General features: G+C 69.9%; 15 protein-coding genes. All 15 read right to left on the bottom strand.

Annotated elements, in window-relative coordinates:
• Positions 1 to 209: 209 nt before the first annotated feature.
• The 15 genes from PKE99_RS08575 to PKE99_RS08505 all read right to left on the bottom strand — a co-directional run bounded on the left by PKE99_RS08575 (position 210) and on the right by PKE99_RS08505 (position 18,469).
• Positions 210 to 560: an RrF2 family transcriptional regulator gene (locus tag PKE99_RS08575; protein ID WP_051736807.1), complete on the bottom strand. Its 351-nt coding sequence runs from the start codon at positions 558 to 560 to the stop codon at positions 210 to 212.
• Positions 561 to 722: 162 nt separating this feature from the next.
• Positions 723 to 2,192, bottom strand: a complete 1,470-nt coding sequence (locus PKE99_RS08570) for an aldehyde dehydrogenase (protein ID WP_037041042.1) — start codon at positions 2,190 to 2,192, stop codon at positions 723 to 725.
• Between the two features lie 54 nt (positions 2,193 to 2,246).
• Positions 2,247 to 2,777: a hypothetical protein gene (locus PKE99_RS08565; protein WP_037041039.1), complete on the bottom strand. Its 531-nt coding sequence runs from the start codon at positions 2,775 to 2,777 to the stop codon at positions 2,247 to 2,249.
• Between the two features lie 169 nt (positions 2,778 to 2,946).
• On the bottom strand, positions 2,947 to 4,347 hold the full coding sequence (gene pntB, locus PKE99_RS08560; RefSeq protein ID WP_037041036.1) for a Re/Si-specific NAD(P)(+) transhydrogenase subunit beta: 1,401 nt from the start codon (positions 4,345 to 4,347) through the stop codon (positions 2,947 to 2,949).
• A 1-nt stretch (position 4,348) separates the two neighbouring features.
• Positions 4,349 to 5,884, bottom strand: coding sequence for a Re/Si-specific NAD(P)(+) transhydrogenase subunit alpha (locus PKE99_RS08555; protein WP_271214861.1), 1,536 nt, complete (start codon positions 5,882 to 5,884; stop codon positions 4,349 to 4,351).
• Between the two features lie 225 nt (positions 5,885 to 6,109).
• The gene (locus PKE99_RS08550; protein ID WP_037041031.1) at positions 6,110 to 7,606 is read right to left on the bottom strand and encodes a class I adenylate-forming enzyme family protein; all 1,497 of its coding nucleotides are present in this window, start codon (positions 7,604 to 7,606) and stop codon (positions 6,110 to 6,112) included.
• Between the two features lie 88 nt (positions 7,607 to 7,694).
• A complete protein-coding gene (locus PKE99_RS08545; RefSeq protein WP_037041028.1) occupies positions 7,695 to 8,693 on the bottom strand; it encodes an LLM class flavin-dependent oxidoreductase in 999 nt (332 codons plus the stop codon).
• A 220-nt stretch (positions 8,694 to 8,913) separates the two neighbouring features.
• Positions 8,914 to 10,536: an ABC transporter substrate-binding protein gene (locus PKE99_RS08540; RefSeq protein ID WP_197040468.1), complete on the bottom strand. Its 1,623-nt coding sequence runs from the start codon at positions 10,534 to 10,536 to the stop codon at positions 8,914 to 8,916.
• A 172-nt stretch (positions 10,537 to 10,708) separates the two neighbouring features.
• Positions 10,709 to 11,179, bottom strand: coding sequence for a nuclear transport factor 2 family protein (locus PKE99_RS08535; RefSeq protein ID WP_037041021.1), 471 nt, complete (start codon positions 11,177 to 11,179; stop codon positions 10,709 to 10,711).
• Positions 11,180 to 11,391: 212 nt separating this feature from the next.
• A complete protein-coding gene (locus PKE99_RS08530) occupies positions 11,392 to 12,864 on the bottom strand; it encodes an aldehyde dehydrogenase family protein (RefSeq protein WP_037041018.1) in 1,473 nt (490 codons plus the stop codon).
• Positions 12,865 to 12,906: 42 nt separating this feature from the next.
• Positions 12,907 to 13,956, bottom strand: a complete 1,050-nt coding sequence (locus PKE99_RS08525) for an ABC transporter ATP-binding protein (RefSeq protein WP_063739648.1) — start codon at positions 13,954 to 13,956, stop codon at positions 12,907 to 12,909.
• Positions 13,953 to 14,990, bottom strand: a complete 1,038-nt coding sequence (locus PKE99_RS08520) for an ABC transporter ATP-binding protein (RefSeq protein ID WP_051736806.1) — start codon at positions 14,988 to 14,990, stop codon at positions 13,953 to 13,955. Before PKE99_RS08520 ends, PKE99_RS08525 begins: the two co-directional genes overlap by 4 nt.
• Positions 14,987 to 15,877, bottom strand: a complete 891-nt coding sequence (locus tag PKE99_RS08515) for an ABC transporter permease (RefSeq protein ID WP_037041016.1) — start codon at positions 15,875 to 15,877, stop codon at positions 14,987 to 14,989. Before PKE99_RS08515 ends, PKE99_RS08520 begins: the two co-directional genes overlap by 4 nt.
• A complete protein-coding gene (locus PKE99_RS08510; RefSeq protein WP_037041014.1) occupies positions 15,874 to 16,821 on the bottom strand; it encodes an ABC transporter permease in 948 nt (315 codons plus the stop codon). Before PKE99_RS08510 ends, PKE99_RS08515 begins: the two co-directional genes overlap by 4 nt.
• Before the next feature lie 46 nt (positions 16,822 to 16,867).
• On the bottom strand, positions 16,868 to 18,469 hold the full coding sequence (locus tag PKE99_RS08505; protein WP_197040467.1) for an ABC transporter substrate-binding protein: 1,602 nt from the start codon (positions 18,467 to 18,469) through the stop codon (positions 16,868 to 16,870).
• Positions 18,470 to 19,498: the final 1,029 nt, after the last annotated feature.

Genomic DNA, 19,498 nt, shown 5'->3' with positions numbered 1-19,498 from the left:
CTCTCATCGATGCACCGCGGACGCCCCCGCACCACACGACCCTCGGCCACGTGTCCGGTCGACGACGACCAGCCTGGTTCAGTAGTCTCATTCTGCACGTCCATCCCTGGCTCCTCAAGGACCCACCGGATCGACTCGCACGAATGGAGCCTGGGGGCGTCGGAAGCAGTGCGGTGCGCGCTCTTGCAGGACACTGTTCTCGCGGCCGATCACCGACTCTCCCAGGCTCCCGGCGCCGTCGTCAGGTCCTCGACGTCCGCGGGGAGCCTTCCCGAGACGACATCCGCGAGGGTGACGTTCTCCAGCACCCCGCGCACGCTGGCGCGCAGGGCGACCCACACGCGCGGCAGCGCCGCGGCCTCGCCCTCGTGCGCGATCTCCTGGGCAGGCAGGCCGTGCACCGTCGCCAGCGGGCCGTCGACGGCCCGCACCACGTCCGCCAGCGAGATGGTCCGGCCCGGCCTGCTGAGCCAGTACCCGCCGTCCACCCCACGCTGGCTGCGCACCAGACCCGCACGGCGGAGCTGGCCGAGGATCCCCTCGAGGTACTTCTCGGGCATGTCCTGGCGGCGAGCGATCTCCGCACAGCTACGCAGGGGGCCCCGTCCTGATGCACAGTGCCGACGCCCGCGAGGGGATGCGGGCCTTCGCCGAGAAGCGCGACCCGCGGTGGGAGGGCCGAGAGCCCTCCCGAGCACCACCGGGCCGCACCTCCCCCGGACTCAGGTCGGCATGTGGACCGACTTGGCCTCGAGGAACACCTCGAGGCCCTCGACCCCGCCCTCCTTGCCCATGCCGGACTGCTTGTACCCGCCGAACGGTGTGGTGACGTGCGAGCCGACGAACCCGTTCACCGCGACGGTCCCGGTCCGAATCCGCCGCGCCACCTCGAAGGCCCTCTCGGGGTCGGCCGCGAAGACGGCGCCTCCCAGACCGTAGATGCTGTCATTGGCGAGGGAGACCGCCTCGTCGAGGTCCCGGTAGGTGATCACGCTGATGACCGGTCCGAAGATCTCCTCGCGGGCGACCCGGGACGAGTTGTCGACGTCGACGAGCAGGGTCGGCTCGAAGAAGTATCCCTTCGCCAGGTGAGCGGGTCTGCCCCCGCCCACCACGACCCGCGCCCCCTCGGACCTGGCGAGCTCGACGTAACCCTGCACCCGCTCCAGGTGCCGTGCCCCGGCGAGCGGCCCGGTCGTGGTCGCGGGGTCCCGCGGGTCGCCCACCACGAGGGTCTCGATGCGCGCCTTCATGGCGTCAACCAGCTCGTCTCGCCGTCGCTCGGACACCAGGACCCGGGTGAGGCCGAAGCAGGCCTGGCCCGTGTTGACGGTGCCCCCGCCCACCAGGGGGGCAACGACCTGCTCGAGATCGGCGTCGTCGAGCACGATGCCCGCCGACTTGCCCCCGAGCTCGACGGTGACCCGGCCGATGCGCTGCCCGGCCGTGGCGAGGATGGCCCGGCCGACCTGGGTGCTGCCGGTGAAGGTGATCTTGTCGATGGCGGGGTCCGCGACGAGTGCCTCGCTCCCCTCCTTGCCCGCGACCACCACGTTGAGCACGCCGGGCGGCAGCACGCCCGCCTCGGTGAGCTCGGCGGCGATCTCGCCCAGGATGTGCACCGCCAGCGGCGTCTCCGGCGGCGGCTTGAGCACGATGGTGCAGCCCGCGGCGAGCGCGGGGGCGGTCTTGATGACGGAGACGGCGAACGGGCTGTTGTAGGAGGCGATCGCCGCAACGGGCCCGGTCGGCTCGCGCAGGATCCGGGTCGTCGTGCCGTCCTGGCGCAGCCGGTCCTCGCGGAACGGGTAGTGGCGGACGAGGTCGGCGTAGTACCGCAGGAAGGTCGTGGCCAGCCGCACCGACCCCCGGGCCATGGTGAGGGGAGCGCCGATCTCGGACACGAGCGTGTCCGCGATCTCGTCGCCCCGCGCCTCGACGCGCTCGGCGAACGCCTCGAGCACGGCCGCACGCTGCGCGGGCTCGAAGTCCGGCCAGGGACCCGAGTCGAACGCCGCCCGCGCGGCCTGCGCCGCGGCCGCGACGTCCGCCGTCGAGTTCTCCCGGACCGAGGCGATGACCTCCTCGGTCGAGGGGTCCACGATCTGGAGGACGCGGTCACCGGTCGCGGCCCGCCACCGCCCGCCGACGAAGGTCTGCTCCCGCTCCCCGAGACTCTTGAACGTCGTCACCGTGCTCTCACCTGTCCGATCCGCCCATCCCTACAGAGTGTCCTGATTTGCAGGTCACGTCGAGGATAGAGGAACGAACGGACCCCAGGGGCGTCGATGACCGACACCGGACCGAACGGGGGCGTCCGAGAACGGCGGCAGGGTCGGCGCCTCGGTCTCGGCGAACGTCGACACCGTCCGTCCACCGTCGTCCCGCAGGCATCCGGGGGGCGAGGCCATCGGGCCGTCGACGACCAGGAGGAGGACGGCGGCACCCCGCGGGAGCGACCCGACCGCCTCGCGCGTGCGGCGCACGAGATCCTCGGGCATCCGCTCGGTGGCCTGCTCCCTGAGCGCCGCCGGGCCGGTGTCGACGCCCAGCGAGCCGCCTGCGGCGGCCAGCCTCAGCTCGCGACGCTGGTCGTCCGTCCACGGCAGGCCGTGGTGGACCAGGGTCATCCCCAGGCGCCACCGGACGAACCCGGCCGCACTGACGACGCACGCCTCCCGCGCCGCCCCCGACTCGCTCAGCAGGCGCTCCGCATGGCGGAGCGCCGACCGACTCGGGTACCGGCGGATGATGATCGTACGAGGTGAGGTGGGCATCGTTGCGTCCTCGACATGTCCGCGATCAGAGGGCGCGCACCCGTGTCGGCACCGGCAGCGCTCCGCCCTGCCGGTTCCAGGTCCGTCGGTGGCCTGGATCACGCGCCGCCTTGAGGCTACTGAATCGCCGCCTGAACGGCAACGGCCCGCCGTGCGATGCTCGGTTCCCTCACGCGCGGACCGGCAGGGCGACGAGGATGTCCTGGACGCGGTCCTTGGCGTCGCCGAAGAGCATCTGGATGTTCTCGCGGAAGAACAACGGGTTCTGCACGCCCGCGTAGCCGGTGGCCATGGACCGCTTGAACACGATCACGTCCTTGGCCTCCCACACCTTCAGCACCGGCATCCCCGCGATCGGGCTCCCGGGGTCCTCCGAGGCGGCCGGGTTGACCGTGTCGTTCGCCCCGATGACCAGGACGACGTCGGTCTCGGCGAGGTCGTCGTTGATCTCGTCCATCTCCAGCACGATGTCGTACGGGACCTGCGCCTCGGCGAGCAGCACGTTCATGTGCCCGGGCAGCCGCCCCGCGACCGGGTGCACTCCGAACCGCACGTTCACCCCGGCGTCGCGCAGCTTGCGGGTGAGCTCGGCGACCGGGTACTGCGCCTGCGCCACCGCCATGCCGTAGCCGGGGGTGATGACCACGCTGGATGCCTCGGCCAGCAGCTCGGCGACCCCGGCGGCGTCGATCTCCCGGTGCTCGCCCTCCACCGCCGCCGCGGACGAGGAGGTGGCGCCGAACCCGCCCGCGATCACGGAGATGAACGAGCGGTTCATCGCCTTGCACATGATGTAGGACAGGTACGCACCCGACGACCCCACGAGCGCACCGGTGATGATCAGCAGGTCGTTGCCCAGCAGGAAGCCCGACGCCGCCGCCGCCCACCCCGAGTAGGAGTTGAGCATCGAGACGACGACGGGCATGTCCCCGCCGCCGATCGAGGCCACCAGGTGCACGCCCAGGAGCAGGGCCAGCACGGTCAGCACCGTCAGGATCCACAGCGCCGGGGTGATCACGAACCACACCGTCAGCGCCGCGAACACCAGCAGCGCGCCCAGGTTCAGCGCGTTCTTGCCCGGCAGCATCAGCGGCGCGGACTTGATCTTCGCCGAGAGCTTCAGGTACGCCACGATCGAGCCGGTGAACGTGACCGCGCCGATGAACACGCCGATGGCGACCTCGCCGTGGTGGATGCCCAGCAGCGACCCGGCCAGCTCCATGTGGCCGGACTCGACCTCCAGGTAGCCGTTCCAGCCCACCAGCACCGCGGCGAGCCCGACGAAGGAGTGCATGAGCGCGATCAGCTCGGGCATGCCCGTCATCTCGACCACGCGGGCCCGCCAGAGCCCGATCGCCGCGCCGATGACCAGCGCGACCAGCAGCAGCGCGATGCCCAGCCCCGAGGCCGAGCCCAACGCCACGATCGCCGTGGCGACCAGCGCGATGGCCATGCCGGTGATGCCGAACACCACCCCCGCCCGAGAGCTCTCGTGCTTCGACAACCCGGCCAGGGAGATCACGAACAGCAGGGCGGCGATCAGATACGCCGCAGTAGTCCAGGTGGCCATCTCAGCTCCTCGAGAACATGGCGAGCATGCGGCGGGTCACCGCGAAGCCACCGACGATGTTGATGGCCGCGAGCAGCACAGCGACCGCGGCCAGCCCGAGCACCAGCCCGCCACCACCAGTGCCCAGCTGCAGGATCGCGCCGACGACGATGATCCCGGAGATCGCGTTCGTCACCGACATCAGCGGCGTGTGCAGCGCGTGGTGCACGTTCCCGATCACGTAGAAGCCGATCACGATCGCCAACACGAACACCGTCAGGTGCCCCGCCAGCTCCGCCGGCGCGAACGCCGTGACCAGGAACAGGGCCAGCGCGCCCAGCGCACCGGGGAGCGCGCGGACCAGCGACGAGCGCTCCTTCTTCTCCTCCACCGGAGCCGGTGCGACCGGCTGCGCGGCCGGCGCCGCGGACACCGACACCGGGGGCGGCGGCCACAACGTCTCCCCGCCGTGCGCCACCGTGATCCCCCGGACGACCGTGTCCTCCAGGTCGAGAACGAGATGCCCGTCCTTCTCCGGGGTCATCAGCTTGAGCAGGTTCAGCACGTTCGTGCCGTACAGCTGCGAGGCCTGCGCGGGCAACCGCGCCGCCAGGTCCGTGTACCCGATGATCGTGACACCGTGGTCGGTCGTGACCACCTCACCGGCCACCGAACCCTCGACGTTGCCGCCCTGCGCCGCCGCCATGTCGACGATGACGGACCCGGGCCGCATCGACGCGACGTCCGCCGCAGTGATGAGACGAGGCGCCGCGCGGCCGGGGATCAGCGCGGTGGTGATGATGATGTCGCACTCCGCGGCCTGCTCGGAGTAGATCTCCGCCGCGCGCTTGTCGTAGTCCGCCGACGTGGCCTTAGCATACCCGTCGGTGGACGCCTCCTGCTCCACCTCCACCGCCAGGTACGCACCCCCCAGCGACTTGACCTGGTCCGCAACCTCCGCCCGGGGGTCGGTGGCCCGCACCACCGCGCCGAGCGAGTTGGCCGCGGCGATCGCCGCGAGCCCCGCCACGCCCGCGCCCGCGACGAGGACCTTCGCCGGCGGGACCTTGCCCGCCGCGGTGACCTGCCCGGTGAAGAACCGGCCGAACGCGTGCGCCGCCTCGATCACCGCCCGGTACCCGGCGATGTTCGCCATGGAGCTGAGCACGTCCATCGACTGCGCCCGCGAGATCCGCGGCACCGCGTCCATCGACAACGCCGTCACACCCGCCGCGGTGAGGGCCGCCGTTCGCTCCTCCTCGAACCGCGGCGCCAACGACCCGATCACCGTCGAACCGCGGCGAAGCTGCGGGATCTCGTCCGCCTGCGGCGCGTTCACCATCAGCACCACGTCCGCATCCCACACCGAGCCCGCCACGACCTCCGCGCCCGCCTCGACGTACGCCGCGTCCGCGAACCCCGCCCGCGCACCCGCCCCCGACTCCACCGCCACGGTGTAGCCCAACGCGACCACCTTCGCCGTGGTCTCCGGCGACAACGCGACTCGGGTCTCCCCCTTCGTCGACTCCGCAACCACCCCGACCCGCAACGCCTTCATCCCGGTGACCTCATCCGTATCCCTCGCCCGCAACCACGCCGTCGCCGTCCCTCCCGCCCGTGGACGGAGCGAGCAGGCTCTCGCCACCTGCCCACTGGCGACCAATCAGTACCCTCTTTTAGGCCCATTGTCCACAGAATGTGGCCCCTGCACGATCGGGCCACCCTCGGCGAGCGCTCCGGGTCTGACGATCGCCCACGGTGACACCACGGGAATCCACAGGGATCAGGGCGTGCGCAGCCGGAGCTCGCGCTTGAGGACCTTGCCGGTCGCGTTCTTGGGCAACTCGGTGACGAAGACGATGTCGCGGGGCTTCTTGAAGGACGCCAGCCGGGTCCGGCAGTGCTGAATGATGTCCGAGGCGTCCGCGTCGCCACCGGGCTCGGCGACGACGAAGGCTCGGATCGACTCCCCCCACTCGGGGTCGGGCACGCCGACGACCGCCACCTCCCGCACCGCGGGATGGGTGAGCAGGACCTCCTCGACCTCGCGCGGGTAGACGTTCGAGCCTCCCGTGATGATCACGTCCTTCGCCCGGTCGGTGAGCAAGAGGTACCCACCGTCGAGCCTGCCGATGTCGCCCGTGTGCAACCAGCCCCCGGCCAGCGTGGCCGCGGTGGCCTCGGGGTTGTCCCAGTAACCGCTCATCACCACGTCCCCGCGCACCAGGACCTCGCCCTCCGTCCCCTCGGGCAGCTCCTCCCCCGCCGAGTCGGCGATGCGCACCTCGACCGACCGGAAGGGACGTCCGCACGACCCTGGGTGGGCGAGCGCCTCCTTGGCGGGCATGACCGTGATCGTCATCGGGGCCTCGCCCTGGCCGTACATCTGGATGACGATCTCGCCGAAGACCTCGGACGCGGTCCGCAGGTCCTGTCGGTAGAGCGCCGCTCCGCCGACCACGATGCTGCGCAGGTCGGGGAGCTCCCGACCACGGGCCTGCTCCACCACCCGCTTCAGCATGGTGGGCGCGAGGAACGCGGCGTGCGTGACCCGGTGCCTCGCGAGCAGCTCCACGAAGTCCGCGGCCACGAAGCTCGTCCCGGGGGCGATGACCTGGGTGGCACCGCGCGCCATCGAGGGCAGCAGATACAGCCCGCTGCCGTGGGTCAGCGGCGCGGCGTGCAGGTAGACGCTGTCCTCGGCCACCTCGTCGAGGTCCTCGTGATAGGCCGTGGCCATCGCGACCAGGTTGCCGTGCGTCAGCGTCGCGCCCTTGGGACGGCCGGTGGTCCCCGAGGTGTAGAAGAGCCAGGCGGGCTCGTCCGGAGAGGTCTCCGCGATCGGCTCGGGCTCGTCCGCGAGCACCGCCTCGAAGTCCAGTCCGGCCGTGCTCTCGTCCGCCCGGCCCACCCGCACCACGGTCACCCAGTCGGCAAGGCCCTCGGTCGCCACCGCCGTCTCGTCGCTGAGCAGGGCGACGGACGCCCCACTGTGTCGGGCGATGTAGGACACCTCGTCCTGGTGGAGGTGCCAGTTCACCGGCACCGCGACGAAGCCCCCGTGGAAGCAGGCCCACAGGGCCTCGACCAGCTCGGTCCGGTTCGGCGTCAGCAGGAGGACTCGGTCACCCCGCCGGAGACCGAGACCGCGCAGACCCGCGGCGAGGCGACCGACCCGACGCACCAGCTCGGGATAGTTCTGCACCGACGACCCGTGGACCAGGGCGGGCTTGCCGCCCGCCAGGGCGTTGCCTTCGGACAGCAGCGCGGCGACGTTCACGAGGACTCCAGCGTAGAGACGACGGGTGCGAGCCCGCGGCGGACGGTGAGGACGCCGCCCGGCCGCGAGCGAAACCGGGAGCGTGAGGCTAGGAAGCCTCGACCTTGGGCAGGATCTCCTCCCGAAGGCACTTGAGGTCGTCGAGCGTCTTCGACACCGGGACGTCGGCGAAGGGCGGCCAGATCAGGGGCATGGTGAGGCCGGCCTCCTTGTAGCGCTTGAGGTTGTCGGTGATCTGCGCCGCGGTGCCGACCATGAGGTTGGTCAGGCGACCGTTGGGGGCCTGGTCGGTCTCGGTCTCGGTGATGGTGGTCCACAGCATGCTGCAGATCTCCAGGTCGTCCACCGAGCGCTCGGTGTCCAGCTCGCCGAGCTCGCGCTCGATCTCACCCCGCCACCGCTTGATGTCCTCCGGCGAGTCCTGGATGCCGATCCAGCCGGACAGGTTGTACCTCGAGATCCGCAGCGCCGAGCGGCGCGGGTCCTTGAGGCCGCTGAAGAAGATCGGCGGACCGGGCTGCTGCAGCGGCTTGGCACCGAAACCGCACGGCTCGAAGTCCGCGAACTCACCGTGGTACTCGAAGTGCGGGTTGTCCTGCGCCCACACGCCCTGCATGATCTCGATCGTCTCGCGCACGTGCTTGTGGCGCTTCGGGAAGATGTGCGAGGCGCTGGAGGCGGCGAACTCCTCGGGCATCCAGCCCGAGCCGACGCCGACGTTGAGCCGACCGCCCGACAGGTGGTCGATCGTGGCCATCTCGGCGGCCAGCACGCCGGGAGCGCGGTAGGGCGTGTCGATGATGCTCATGCCGATCCGGACCTTGGACGTCTTCGCCGCCAGCCACGGGATGAGGGGCATGCCCTGCAGCCACTCTCCGCGCGAGGACACGGGCAGGGCGTTGGGCAGTCCGGGCATCATGCCGAACGAGTACTGCAGCTGCTCACGGTCGGAGGCCTCGGGCACGACGATGCGGTCGAGGGTCCAGACCGAGTCGAAGTCGAGGTCCTCCGCCAGCGCCGTCAGGTCCTCCAGCTCCTCGACGGTCACCTTGTCCCGGAAGTTGGGCAGATACAGCGCGAGCTTCATGTCGGACGGCCTCCTCGCCGGACGGAGCTGGATGTCGAAGCGGGCCTGGCGGCTTCTCGAAGCCGGTGTCCCACCACCGTCCACAGTCTGCGCGGTCCGGATCATGCGAGACGCAATACGACCTCAACACCCACTCAACATCGCCGACACCCGGCGGGAGATCCCACCGACGACGAGGACCCGGGGTGGCGCGGCCGGCCCGGGTCCTCATCGCGTCAGCTCACCGGGTCAGGTAGACCGAGGAGAAGTTCACGCCCTGGCCGAGATTCCCGTACTGCACCAGCTGGCCGTCCCGGAACGCCACCTTTCCGCTGTGCCCCCATCGTGACGGGATGAAGACGATCGGGACGGACAGCGCCTGGTCGGTCACGATCTGTGAGGCCTGCTGCAGGATCGCGCCCGCCTGCGCCTGGTCGGCTTCCCCCTGAGCCTGCAGGACCAGGTTGTTGAGCTGGTCGTTCCGGTACTTGCCCGAGTTCTGGATGCCATCCCCGAACAGCGTGCGGAACGTCTGAGTGGGGTCGGCACGAGGCTGCCACAGCTGCATCGCCGCCGGGGCCTTGTGGTCCACGGCGAAGTCCTGGATGAAGTCGGTGCCGGTGACGATCTCGACCTTGATCCCGATCTCGCCGAGGTTGGCCGCGACGACCTCGACGGTGCGAGCCTCAGGGCCGGCGGACGAGTTGGTGTAGAGCTTCATGGCGAACCCATCCGGATAGCCCGCTTGAGCGAGCAGGGACTTAGCCGCCTGCGGGTCGTACGTGTACTTCCCGTTGAGCGCCGGGTCGTTGCCGGGCTCGCCCTCGCGGAACATCTGCCATGCCGGCTGTCCCCCTACCCCCACGACGGACGACGTGATCTGTTCACGGTTGATCGCCTGGTAGATCGCCCGGCGCACCAACGGGTCGGAGATCGGCGGTTCGGTCGTGCCCAGGTTGAGGTTGAGGAAGTACTCCGCCGGGGATGGCAGCACCTCCACCCCGGTGCTCGGGCTGGACTGCAGTGCGCTGATGCCCTCGGCGTCCACGAAGCCGAAGTTCGCGGTGCCGGACAGCACCGCGTTGCGCGCTGCGACGTCGTCGTTCACGTTCGTCATGTCGATGCCGCCGAGCAGGAACTGGTCCTTGTCGTAGTAGCCCGGGTAGGCCCGGAGCTTGACCGACTCGCCCTGCCGGGACTCCTCCACCACGAACGGGCCCGCGCCGATCGGCTTGGTGGCCATCGAGTCCGGGTTCGCGATGCTCGCCGCGGCAGGGATCAGGCCTTCACGACCCGACAGCGTCAACAGCAGGTTTCCCCCGGCCGGTCGCGACATCGTGACCCGCAGCGTGAGGGGGTCGAGGACCTCGGTCGAGGAGATCATGCTGAGGGTGCCCACGAAGGCCGAACCCTCGCCACGGTTCCGGTCGAGACCGGCCTTCACCGCCGCCGCGTCGAACACCGTGCCGTCGTGGAAGGTCACCCCGGGACGGATCTTCAGGTCCAGGGTCGTGGCGTCCGGCTGGGACCAGGACTCCACGAGCCACGGCGTCGGCTCACCGGCGGGGTTCTTGTCGATCAGGGTGCCGAAGATCAGCCGTCCGAGGATGATGTCCGGGAGCGCGACGGTCCGGATCGGATCGTAGGTCTTGCTCGTGTACCCACCGGACAGCCGTGCCGCGACCGTGAGGATGCCGGTCCGATCGGCGTCGGCACGCCAGTCGCCCGACGCGGCCTGGGACTGCCCAGCTCCTCCGCACGCCGTCGAGACGATCGTGGCGAGGGCCAGGATGCCCGCGAGCCACCAGCCCGATCGTCGGGACGTCCGCGAACGGCCGCGGCCCCGTCCCATCTCTGCCCGCATTCGGGACACCTTCATGGTTCGTCGAACCTCTCCGTTGAGGCGGAGGCCCCGGCGTCGTCGCCGGGGCCGAGGATGCCGGGGGTTCCCGAAGCCGCCCGTCATGTGGAAACTCACTCGGCGACGCACGAGCGCCGCCGAGTGCCGAACCGTACCTCCCCGACGATCACCGTCCTCAGTGGACGCCGGTGAGCGCCGGGGTCTCGTACGACCAGATCAAGTCGTGGGTCCGGTTCTTGATCAACCACCCCTCGTCCTCGCTGCGGACGAAGGTGTCGGTGTAGGTGATGCCACGCACGATGACCAGCGGCTCGCCTGCGCGCTCCGCGAGCACGTAGGTGGTGGCGCCGCAGAACGACGTGGCGTCGTCCTTCTGCACGTCGATCTCGACGTTGGTCAGCAGGTGCTGGGTCTTGACGATCTTGTCGACCGACCACATGACGCACGAGCGGGGCCGGATGGTGGAGAAACGCTCCCGCAGGGCCGCGCGACCGCCGGACTGTCCGCCCTCCATCCCGCCGTCCTCCGCGAAGCACGCCGCCATGCCGTCGAAGTCGTCCGCGCCGTTGGCGTTGACGTAGCGGACCAGCACCGCCTGGATCGCGGCCCGGTCCAGGTGCAGCCGGAGGTCCTCCTCTGAGTACACGTTCGCTCTCCTCATTCCTCGGTGTCCGCGCTGTGCGAGCCATTCGGCTCTACAGCTCGGAGAAGTATACTGAATAGGCTTCATCAGGTCAGCAGATCTGCGGACCCGATTCCCACGTCTCGCCGACAACGTTCGAACAGAATGGTTTTCAGCACCGTCCCGACTCACCGAGAGAAGGGCACGTCAGCGACTCGGGCCGATCAGTGTCCTGATCACCCGACCGTGTGGACCGACTTCGACTGCAGGAAGTCCTCCAGACCCTCGACCCCGCCCTCGTGCCCCAGTCCGGACTGGCGGTAGCCCCCGAACGGCGTGGTCACGTGGGAGCCGACGAAGCAGTTCACCGACACCGTGCCGGTGCGGATGCGCCTCGCCAGCTCGAACCCCGCCTCCCGGTCGGCGGTGAAGACGGCGCCCCCGAGCCCGAACATCGAGTCGTTGGCCTTGGCCACCGCGTCGTCCACGTCGGTGTAGGTGATGATGCTGACCACGGGCCCGAAGATCTCCTCCTGAGCGACGCGCGAGGTGTTCAGCACGTCCACCAGGACCGTCGGCTCGAAGAAGAAGCCGCGGTCGCGGTCCGCCGGCCGAGCGCCGCCCAGCACGACCCGCGCACCCTCCTGCTTGGCCACCTCGACGTAGCGTTCCACGCGGTCACGGTGGCGTGCCCCGGCGAGCGGGCCGGTCGTGGTGGCCGGGTCGTGGGCGTCCCCGACCACCAACATCGACGAGACGGCACCCGTAAGCGCCTCGACCAGCTCGTCCCGGCGGGCCTCGGAGACCAGGACCCGGGTCGTGTTGTAGCAGCCCTGGCCACAGTTGCCGAGGCCACCCGCGACCAGGTGACGGACGGTGTCGTCCAGGTCGGCGTCGTCGAGCACGATGGCCGCGGACTTGCCGCCGAGCTCGAGCGTGGCCCGCCCGATCCGGCTGCTCACGGCGCCGAGGATGGCCCGCCCCACCTCCGTGCTCCCGGTGAAGGTGACCTTGTCGATCAGCGGGTCGGCGACCAGGGCCTCGCTGCCCGCCCGGTCGGCCACGACGATGTTCAGCACACCCTCGGGGAGCACGCCGTCGCGGGTCAGGCCCTCGACGATCTCGGCGAGGATGTTGACGGCGATCGGTGCCTCCGGCGGAGACTTCAGCACCGCGGTGCAGCCTGCCGCCAGGATCGGGGCCAGCTTCATGCAGGCGATGGAGAAGGGCCCGTTGTAGGGCACGATCGCCGCGACGGTGCCGATCGGCTCCTTCAGGATGCGGGTGATGTTGCCGTCCTGGCGGGGCCGGTCCTCCCGGAACTCGTAGCGGCGCGCGAGGTCGGAGTAGTACCGCAGGTAGGTACACCCGAACTTCACCGAGTTGCGCGTCGCGCTGATCGGCACCCCGATCTCGGCGGTCAGGGCCTGCGCGATGTCCTCCCCCCTGGCCTCGATGGCGCGGATGAGCTCGTCGATCGCGTCGGCCCGCTGGTCCGGTGTGGAGGCGCCCCACGGGCCCGTGTCGAAGGCGGCCCGTGCGGCGAGCACGGCGCGCGCGACGTCGGCGGGTGAGGACTCCCGCACCGTCGCCACCGGCTCCTCCGTGGACGGGTCGATCACACCGAACACCTGCTCGCCGGTGGCGGGCACCCACGCACCGCCGATGAACGTGGTGTCCCGGTCGGCGAAGGTCTTCGCGGTCGTCATTGCCTGGTCACTCCTGGATGTCGTCGTTCGGTCGCGGGCTGTTCAAGCCGGTACCGGGCGGTGTGTCGGCTCCAGGTCGAGCACGGTCCCGCCGCCGAGACCCGGCCCGTAGTCGTGCAGATGGCATGCCGACGAGCCCCGCCCGGCCGGTGCGAGCACCGGCTCCTCGACGGCGCAGACGTCCATGGCGTACTGGCAGCGGGTGTGGAACCGGCATCCCGATGGCGGGTCGAGCGGGCTCGGCGGCTCACCACGCAGCAGGATCCGCTCGCGCCTGCGCTGGGTCACCGGGTTGGGCACCGGGATCGCCGAGAGCAGCGTCTCGGTGTAGGGGTGGCGGGGCTGGGTGTAGATCTGCTCCGAGTCCCCGATCTCGACGATGCGCCCCAGATACATGACGGCGATGCGGTCGCTGACGTGACGCACCACGCTGAGGTCGTGCGAGATGAACAGCAGCGAGATCCCGGTGTCGCGCTGGATGCTCTTGAGCAGGTTGATCACCTGCGCCTGGATCGACACGTCCAGCGCGCTCACCGGCTCGTCGCAGACCAGCAAGTCCGGCTTGAGGGCCAGCGCGCGGGCGATGCAGATCCGCTGGCGCTGGCCGCCCGAGAATTCATACGGGTACCGGTGCAGATGCTGCGGCTTCAGCCCGACGCGCTCCAGCAGCTCCACCACCCGCCCGTCCCGTTTGGCGCCGCGCAGGCCCTCGTGCACCGACAGCGGTTCGCCGATGCTGTCGGCCACGGTCGCCTGCGGGTCGAGGGACGAGTAGGGGTCCTGGAAGATCATCTGCATGCGGGAGCGCATGTCCCGCATGGCGCCGCGGCCCAGTTTCAGCACGTCCACCCCGTCGAAGACCACCCGGCCCGCCGTCGGCTCGATCAGCCGGAGCACCAGACGCCCGGTCGTGGACTTGCCCGACCCGCTCTCTCCCACCAGGCCGAGGGTCTCCCCCCTCCGCACGGTGAAGTCGAGGCCGTCCACCGCGCGAACGCGGGCCTTGGTCCGCTGCAGGACCCCACCGCGGACCGGGAAGTGCTTGGTCAGCCCGGAGACCTCCAGCAGCGTGTCCGATGTCGGCTCGGTCACGAGGCTCCCTCCAGCTCGAGGTGATGGGCACGCAGGCAGCGCACCTCGCGTGCTCCCACGGTCTCCAGCGGGACCACGGTCTCGCCGCAGCCGGCCACGGCGTGTCGGCACCGCGGCTCGAAGCGGCACTGCGCCTCGACGCTCGCGAGGTCGGGCGTGGTGCCGGGGATCGGCACCAGCTCCTCGGAGCCCGCCGTGTGCTGGGGCATCGCCCGCAGCAGCCCCTCGGTGTAGGGGTGGAACGGACGGGCGAAGAGCTCGAACACGTCCGAGGACTCCACCAGCTGCCCCGCGTACATCACCCCGACGCGGTCGCAGACGTCCGCGATCACGCCGAGGTCGTGCGAGATGAACAGCATGGACATGCCGAACTCCTCCTGCACGCGCCGGAGCAGCTCCAGGATCTGTGCCTGGATGGTCACGTCCAGCGCGGTGGTCGGCTCGTCCGCGATCAGCAGCTCGGGGTCGCAGGCCAGGGCGCCTGCGATCATCGCACGCTGCAGCATGCCGCCGGAGAACTGGTGCGGGTAGTCGAGGAGGCGTTGGCGCGGGCTGGGGATGCCCACCAGGTCGAGCAGCTCGGCGGCGCGCTCGGTGGCCTGCTTCCGGGTGATCTCGCGGTGGGTCCGGATGGCCTCGACCAGCTGGTTGCCGATGGTGTACGCCGGGTTCAACGCCGTCAGCGGCTCCTGGAAGATCATCGAGATGCGGTCGCCCCGGATCCTGCGCATCTCGAGCTCGGAGAGCTGGAGGAGATCCTGGCCCGCGAACACGATCTCGCCGTTCGCGATGCGTCCCGGTGGCGTCGGGATCAGCCGCATGATGGACATCGACGTCACGCTCTTGCCGGAGCCGGACTCACCCACGATGCCCATGGTTTCGCGGGGCCGCAGGCTGAAGCTGACGTCGTCGACCACGCGGGTGTAGCCGTTGCCGGTGGCGAACTCGACGCTGAGGTTGCGGACGGACAACACGATTTCGTCGTCGGCCGTGTCGTTCGCGCGGGTGTCGTTCGCAATGGTGTGGCGGCTCATGCGCGTCGGATCTCCCGTCCCAGCGAGTCCCGTAGGGCGTCGGCGAACAGGGTGACGGCCAGCACGGTGACCACGATCGCGATTCCGGGCATGAACACCTGCCAGCCTGCGGAGTAGACGTAGGTGTAGCTCGTGGCGAGCATCCGGCCCCAGCTCGGCTCGGGCGGCTGGACCCCGAGCCCGAGGAAGGACAGGGCCGCCTCGGCGAGCAGGGCGAAGGCCATCGACACCGCGCACTGGACGATGAGCGGCGAGGCGATGTTCGGCAGGATGCGCTTGCGCATGATCGTCAGACCGGGCGTCCCGATGGACTGGGAGGCCTCGATGTAGGTCTCCTTGCGGATCGCGATCACCTGCCCGCGCACCAGCCTGAGGAACGTCGGGAGGAAGACGATGGCCAGCGCGATCGTCGCGTTCCGCAGGCCCGGCCCGAGCACCGCGCTCAGGGTCAGCGCCAGCACGAGCGCGGGCAGCGTCTGCAGCGCGTCGCCGAGACGCATCACGACGGTGTCGACGAGCCCACCGACGTAGCCGGCGACCAGCCCGATCGGCAGCGCGACGAGCAGGGACAACAGGACCGAGGACACACCCGCGATCAACGAGACCCGGCTGCCGTAGATGATCCGGCTCAGGATGTCCCGACCCACGTCGTCCGCACCCAGCCAGTGGGCGGCCGACGGCGGCTGGTTCACCGCGTTGAGGTCCTGGGCCAGCGGGTCCATGGGTGCGACGAGCGGGGCGAAGATCGCCACCAGGACGAGCAGCACGAGGTAGACCGCGGCGACGCCACCCCACTTGTTGCGGGCGAACCGGCGCAGCAGCCGTCCGGACCCCCGACGCCGGGGGGCCGGGCTCTCGATGGTGGGAGGGCTCAGCGTGGCGGTCACGTCTGCCTCGCTTTCGGGTTGACCAGACCGTAGGAGATGTCGACCAGGAGGTTGACCAGGATGACCAGCAGCGCGATGAAGATGACCGATCCCTGGACCACCGGCAGGTCGAGGGTGAACAGCGAGTCGTAGACGTACTTGCCCACTCCCGGGATGCCGAAGATCTGCTCGACGATCACCGTGCCGCCGAGCAGGTACGCGGCCTGGACGCCGAGCACGGTCAGCACCGGGACCATCGCGTTCTTCAGCGCGTGCTTGAGGACGATGGCCCGGGGCGAGATGCCCCGCGCCTTTGCGGTGCGGACGTAGTCCAGGGTCAGCACGTCCATGAGCGAGCCGCGGAGCTGTCTCGCGACGACCGACGCGCCGCCCACACCCAGCGCGATCGACGGCAGGATGATGCTCTTCAGCCAGCCCACGAAGGAGACGGTGGGGGCGACGTAACCGACGGCGGGCAGCCAGCCCAGGTTCACCGCGAAGATCAGCACGAGGATCAACGCGATCCAGAAGCTGGGCATCGCGATGCCCACGCTGGAGCCCGCCTGCACCAGGCGGTCCACCCAGCTGTTCGGCTTGCGCGCGGCCAGGACACCGGCCGCGATACCGAAGATCAGGGTGAACAGCATGGCGCCGACGGCGAGGCTGAAGGTGACCGGGAACCGTCGGAGCAGCTCGTCGCCGACCGACTGGTTCGCGTAGATCGAGGTACCGAGGTTGCCCTGCAGCACACCCCCCAGCCAGGAGAAGTACTGCACGAGCATCGGTCGGTCGAGCCCCAGCTCCTGCCGGATCTGCTCGATCCGCTCCGGGGTGGCTGTGTCCCCCGCAAGGGTCACGGCGGCGTCGCCCGGGATCAGGTAGGTCAGGCTGAAGACACCGATGGAGACGATGAACAACACGGGAATGACGCTGATCAACCTTCGGAGGATGAACTGTACGGGCACGTCCGCTCGCCCCCCTTCCGGTTTCCGGTACTCATGGTCATGGGGCTCATCGCTTCACGTACACCGAGGTGAAGTCGAGGCCCTGACCCAGGTTTCCGTGGTCGCGCAGGGTCCCGTCGCGCAGGCCGATCTTCTGCGAGTAGCCCCACAGCGACGGCATGTAGGCGATCGGGACCTCCAGCGCCTGGTCGACGACGTAGCCGGACGCCTGCTTGAGCAGCGTGTCCGCCGCCGCGGAGTCGGTGACCCCCTGAGCCTGGTCGACGATCCCGTTCAGCTCGGGGCTGGAGTACTTGCCGACGTTCAGCGTCCCGACCCCACCGAACAGGCTCTGGAAGGTCAGCGTGGGGTCCGTGCGGGGCAGCCAGGTGCCGACCGCGGCGTCGCCCTTCCTATCGATCGCGTAGTCCTGGACCCAGCTGGTCCCGGCGACGATCTGGGTGCGGATCCCGACGTCGTTCAGGTTCGCCGCGACGATCTCCGTCGTGCGGGTGATGGACGGTGTCGTGGAGACGGCGTAGAGCTTCATGTCGAAGCCGTTGGGGTAACCGGCGTCCGCGAGCATCTGCCGCGCCCTCGCCGGGTCGTAGGCGTACCGCTTCTCCAGCGCAGGGTCATGACCGGGGTAGCCCTGGGGGAAGAGCTGCCAGGCCGGCGCGGAGCCGGCTCCGATCACGGCCGAGGCGATCTGGTCACGGTTCACTGCGGTGTTGATCGCCTGGCGGACGCGAACGTCGGCCAGCGGCGGGTTCTGCGTGGTGAGGTTGATGTTGACGTAGTACGCGGCGTCACTCTGGTTCACCGCGACGGCCGTGCCGGGATTCGCCGTCAACGCCGGGACGCCCTCGGCGTCGACGAAGCCGACGTCGATGTCGCCCGCGAGCACCGCGTTGCGCGCCGACACCTCGTCGTTGACGTTGACGAAATCGATGCCGGCGACGAGGTACTGGTCCTTGTCGTAGTAGCCCGGGTAGGCGCGCAGCTTCATCGACTCGCCCTGACGCCACTCCAGGATCTGGAAGGGTCCGGCACCGATCGGGTTCGTCGCCATCGAGTCCGGGTCGGCCAGGCTCGCCGGGCCCGGGATCAGGCCCTCGCGACCGGACAGGGTCAACAGCAACGCGCCCGACGCCGGTCGGGACGTCACGAGGCGCACCGTGTTCGCGTCCGGGAGCTCGATGGACGAGATCGCGGCCAGCGAGGCCGCGTACGGCGACCCCGCGCTCCGGTTGCGGTCGAGCCCGGCCTTCACGGCCTCCGCTGTGAACGGCGACCCGTCGTGGAAGGTCACGCCCTGCCGGACCTTCAGGTCCAGCACCGTCGGTTCCGGCTGGCTCCAGGACTCGACGAGCCACGGGGTCGGCTGGCCGGCGGCGTTCTTCCCGGTGAGCGTCCCGTAGATCAGGCGATCCAGGACGATGTCCGACCCTCCGATGGACTTCAGCGGATCAAAGGTCTTGCTGACCCACGCGGGCGTCAATCGGGCGCCGGCTCGCAGGATGGCCCCCCGGTCGGCGTCAGTCCGCCAGTCTCCCGTGGACTGCTGCTGGGTCCCTGTGCCGCAGCCGGCGGCCGCCAGCGCCACGACGGCCGCCAGCACGAACGCGCGCACCGCGGTTCGTGTCTTCGATAAGCCGATCACGTTCACCTGTCCACATCGTTGTGAGTCCTTCGGACCCGGGACGCTCGAGCCTGCAAGGACGGGTCGGCGAGACGGACGAGGCGCACGAGACGCCTGGGCTCCGCGTCGATCCACCCGACGGTGCAGCAGAGTATACCCATCTAGTGCGCTACGCCACAGGCCTTTTGCAGACCCGCACCTCCGGATCCGACATCGCGAAAGGCCGCCGTTCCCCGCCCCCGCGGCGCGATGCCCGCAGGAAGGTGCCGATCAGACACGACCCCGGCGACCGCTCAGCCTTCGACGCCCCGGCGCGCGTACGGACGCCGTCACGGCAAGGAGCGAGTGACCGCCCCGCCTGTCCGGCCGCGCCACCGCAAGACCTTTCAGTGACCTTATTGAGCAATCGCAAACAACCTTGCCGACACAGGCGCTCGCGGTCACCACTCCATCCAGCGCGCCGGCACGGACCGTGTTGCGGATCATGGTTCCGGTGGCGCGGTCGAGCTCGGCCGGCCGCGGGATCCGGTACCGGCGCAGGACCGTGTACACGATGGAACGGCTTGCCGCAGCAGGCTCGTGATCCGGGTGGGCCCCAGCTGCGGCGGCTCGGTCTTGACGGTGCGTCGCTCGACCCGGGTCGGAGTTCGGCACGGGCGCTGCCGGGGGCGGGAGGACCAGTCGACCAGCCCGGCCGGGCCGTGGAGCCGGTAGCGGTCGCCCATCGCTTGGCCGCGGTCACCGAGATATCGAAGCGGTCCACAGCGCTGCGCAGCGGCCATCCGTCGTCGACGACGAAACGGGCCAGGCGTAGGCGACCGGTCACTGACAGCGGCAGCGTGACGGGCATGAGGGCGAGGGTCCGTCGAACGTCATCGAGGCGAATTCTCTGACAGGAACAGGTCGGAGCCGTCGAATCCACGGCAGTATCCCGGCCCACTCATCCGAGGCTACGAAGATCAATGAGCTCGTGTCGACCGGATCAGACCCGGGAGATCCGCGATGCTGGCCGCATCGAGCGCTCCTCCTGGGTTGCGCACCGAGGTCGAACGGGTC

This window comes from Pseudonocardia halophobica (assembly GCF_027922425.1).
Lineage (GTDB): Bacteria > Actinomycetota > Actinomycetes > Mycobacteriales > Pseudonocardiaceae > Pseudonocardia > Pseudonocardia halophobica.
Note: the sequence above shows the minus strand (reverse complement) of the source record. Positions and strands in the feature narration are given on the sequence as shown.

Excerpts from the sequence above, each read along its gene's own strand:
- PKE99_RS08520 (WP_051736806.1), bottom strand. The coding sequence starts at position 14,990 with ATGAGCCGCCACACCATTGCGAACGACACCCGCGCGAACGACACGGCC.
- PKE99_RS08530 (WP_037041018.1), bottom strand. The coding sequence starts at position 12,864 with ATGACGACCGCGAAGACCTTCGCCGACCGGGACACCACGTTCATCGGC.
- PKE99_RS08545 (WP_037041028.1), bottom strand. The coding sequence starts at position 8,693 with ATGAAGCTCGCGCTGTATCTGCCCAACTTCCGGGACAAGGTGACCGTC.
- PKE99_RS08540 (WP_197040468.1), bottom strand. The coding sequence starts at position 10,536 with ATGCGGGCAGAGATGGGACGGGGCCGCGGCCGTTCGCGGACGTCCCGA.
- PKE99_RS08575 (WP_051736807.1), bottom strand. The coding sequence starts at position 560 with ATGCCCGAGAAGTACCTCGAGGGGATCCTCGGCCAGCTCCGCCGTGCG.
- PKE99_RS08565 (WP_037041039.1), bottom strand. The coding sequence starts at position 2,777 with ATGCCCACCTCACCTCGTACGATCATCATCCGCCGGTACCCGAGTCGG.
- PKE99_RS08555 (WP_271214861.1), bottom strand. The coding sequence starts at position 5,884 with ATGAAGGCGTTGCGGGTCGGGGTGGTTGCGGAGTCGACGAAGGGGGAG.
- pntB (WP_037041036.1), bottom strand. The coding sequence starts at position 4,347 with ATGGCCACCTGGACTACTGCGGCGTATCTGATCGCCGCCCTGCTGTTC.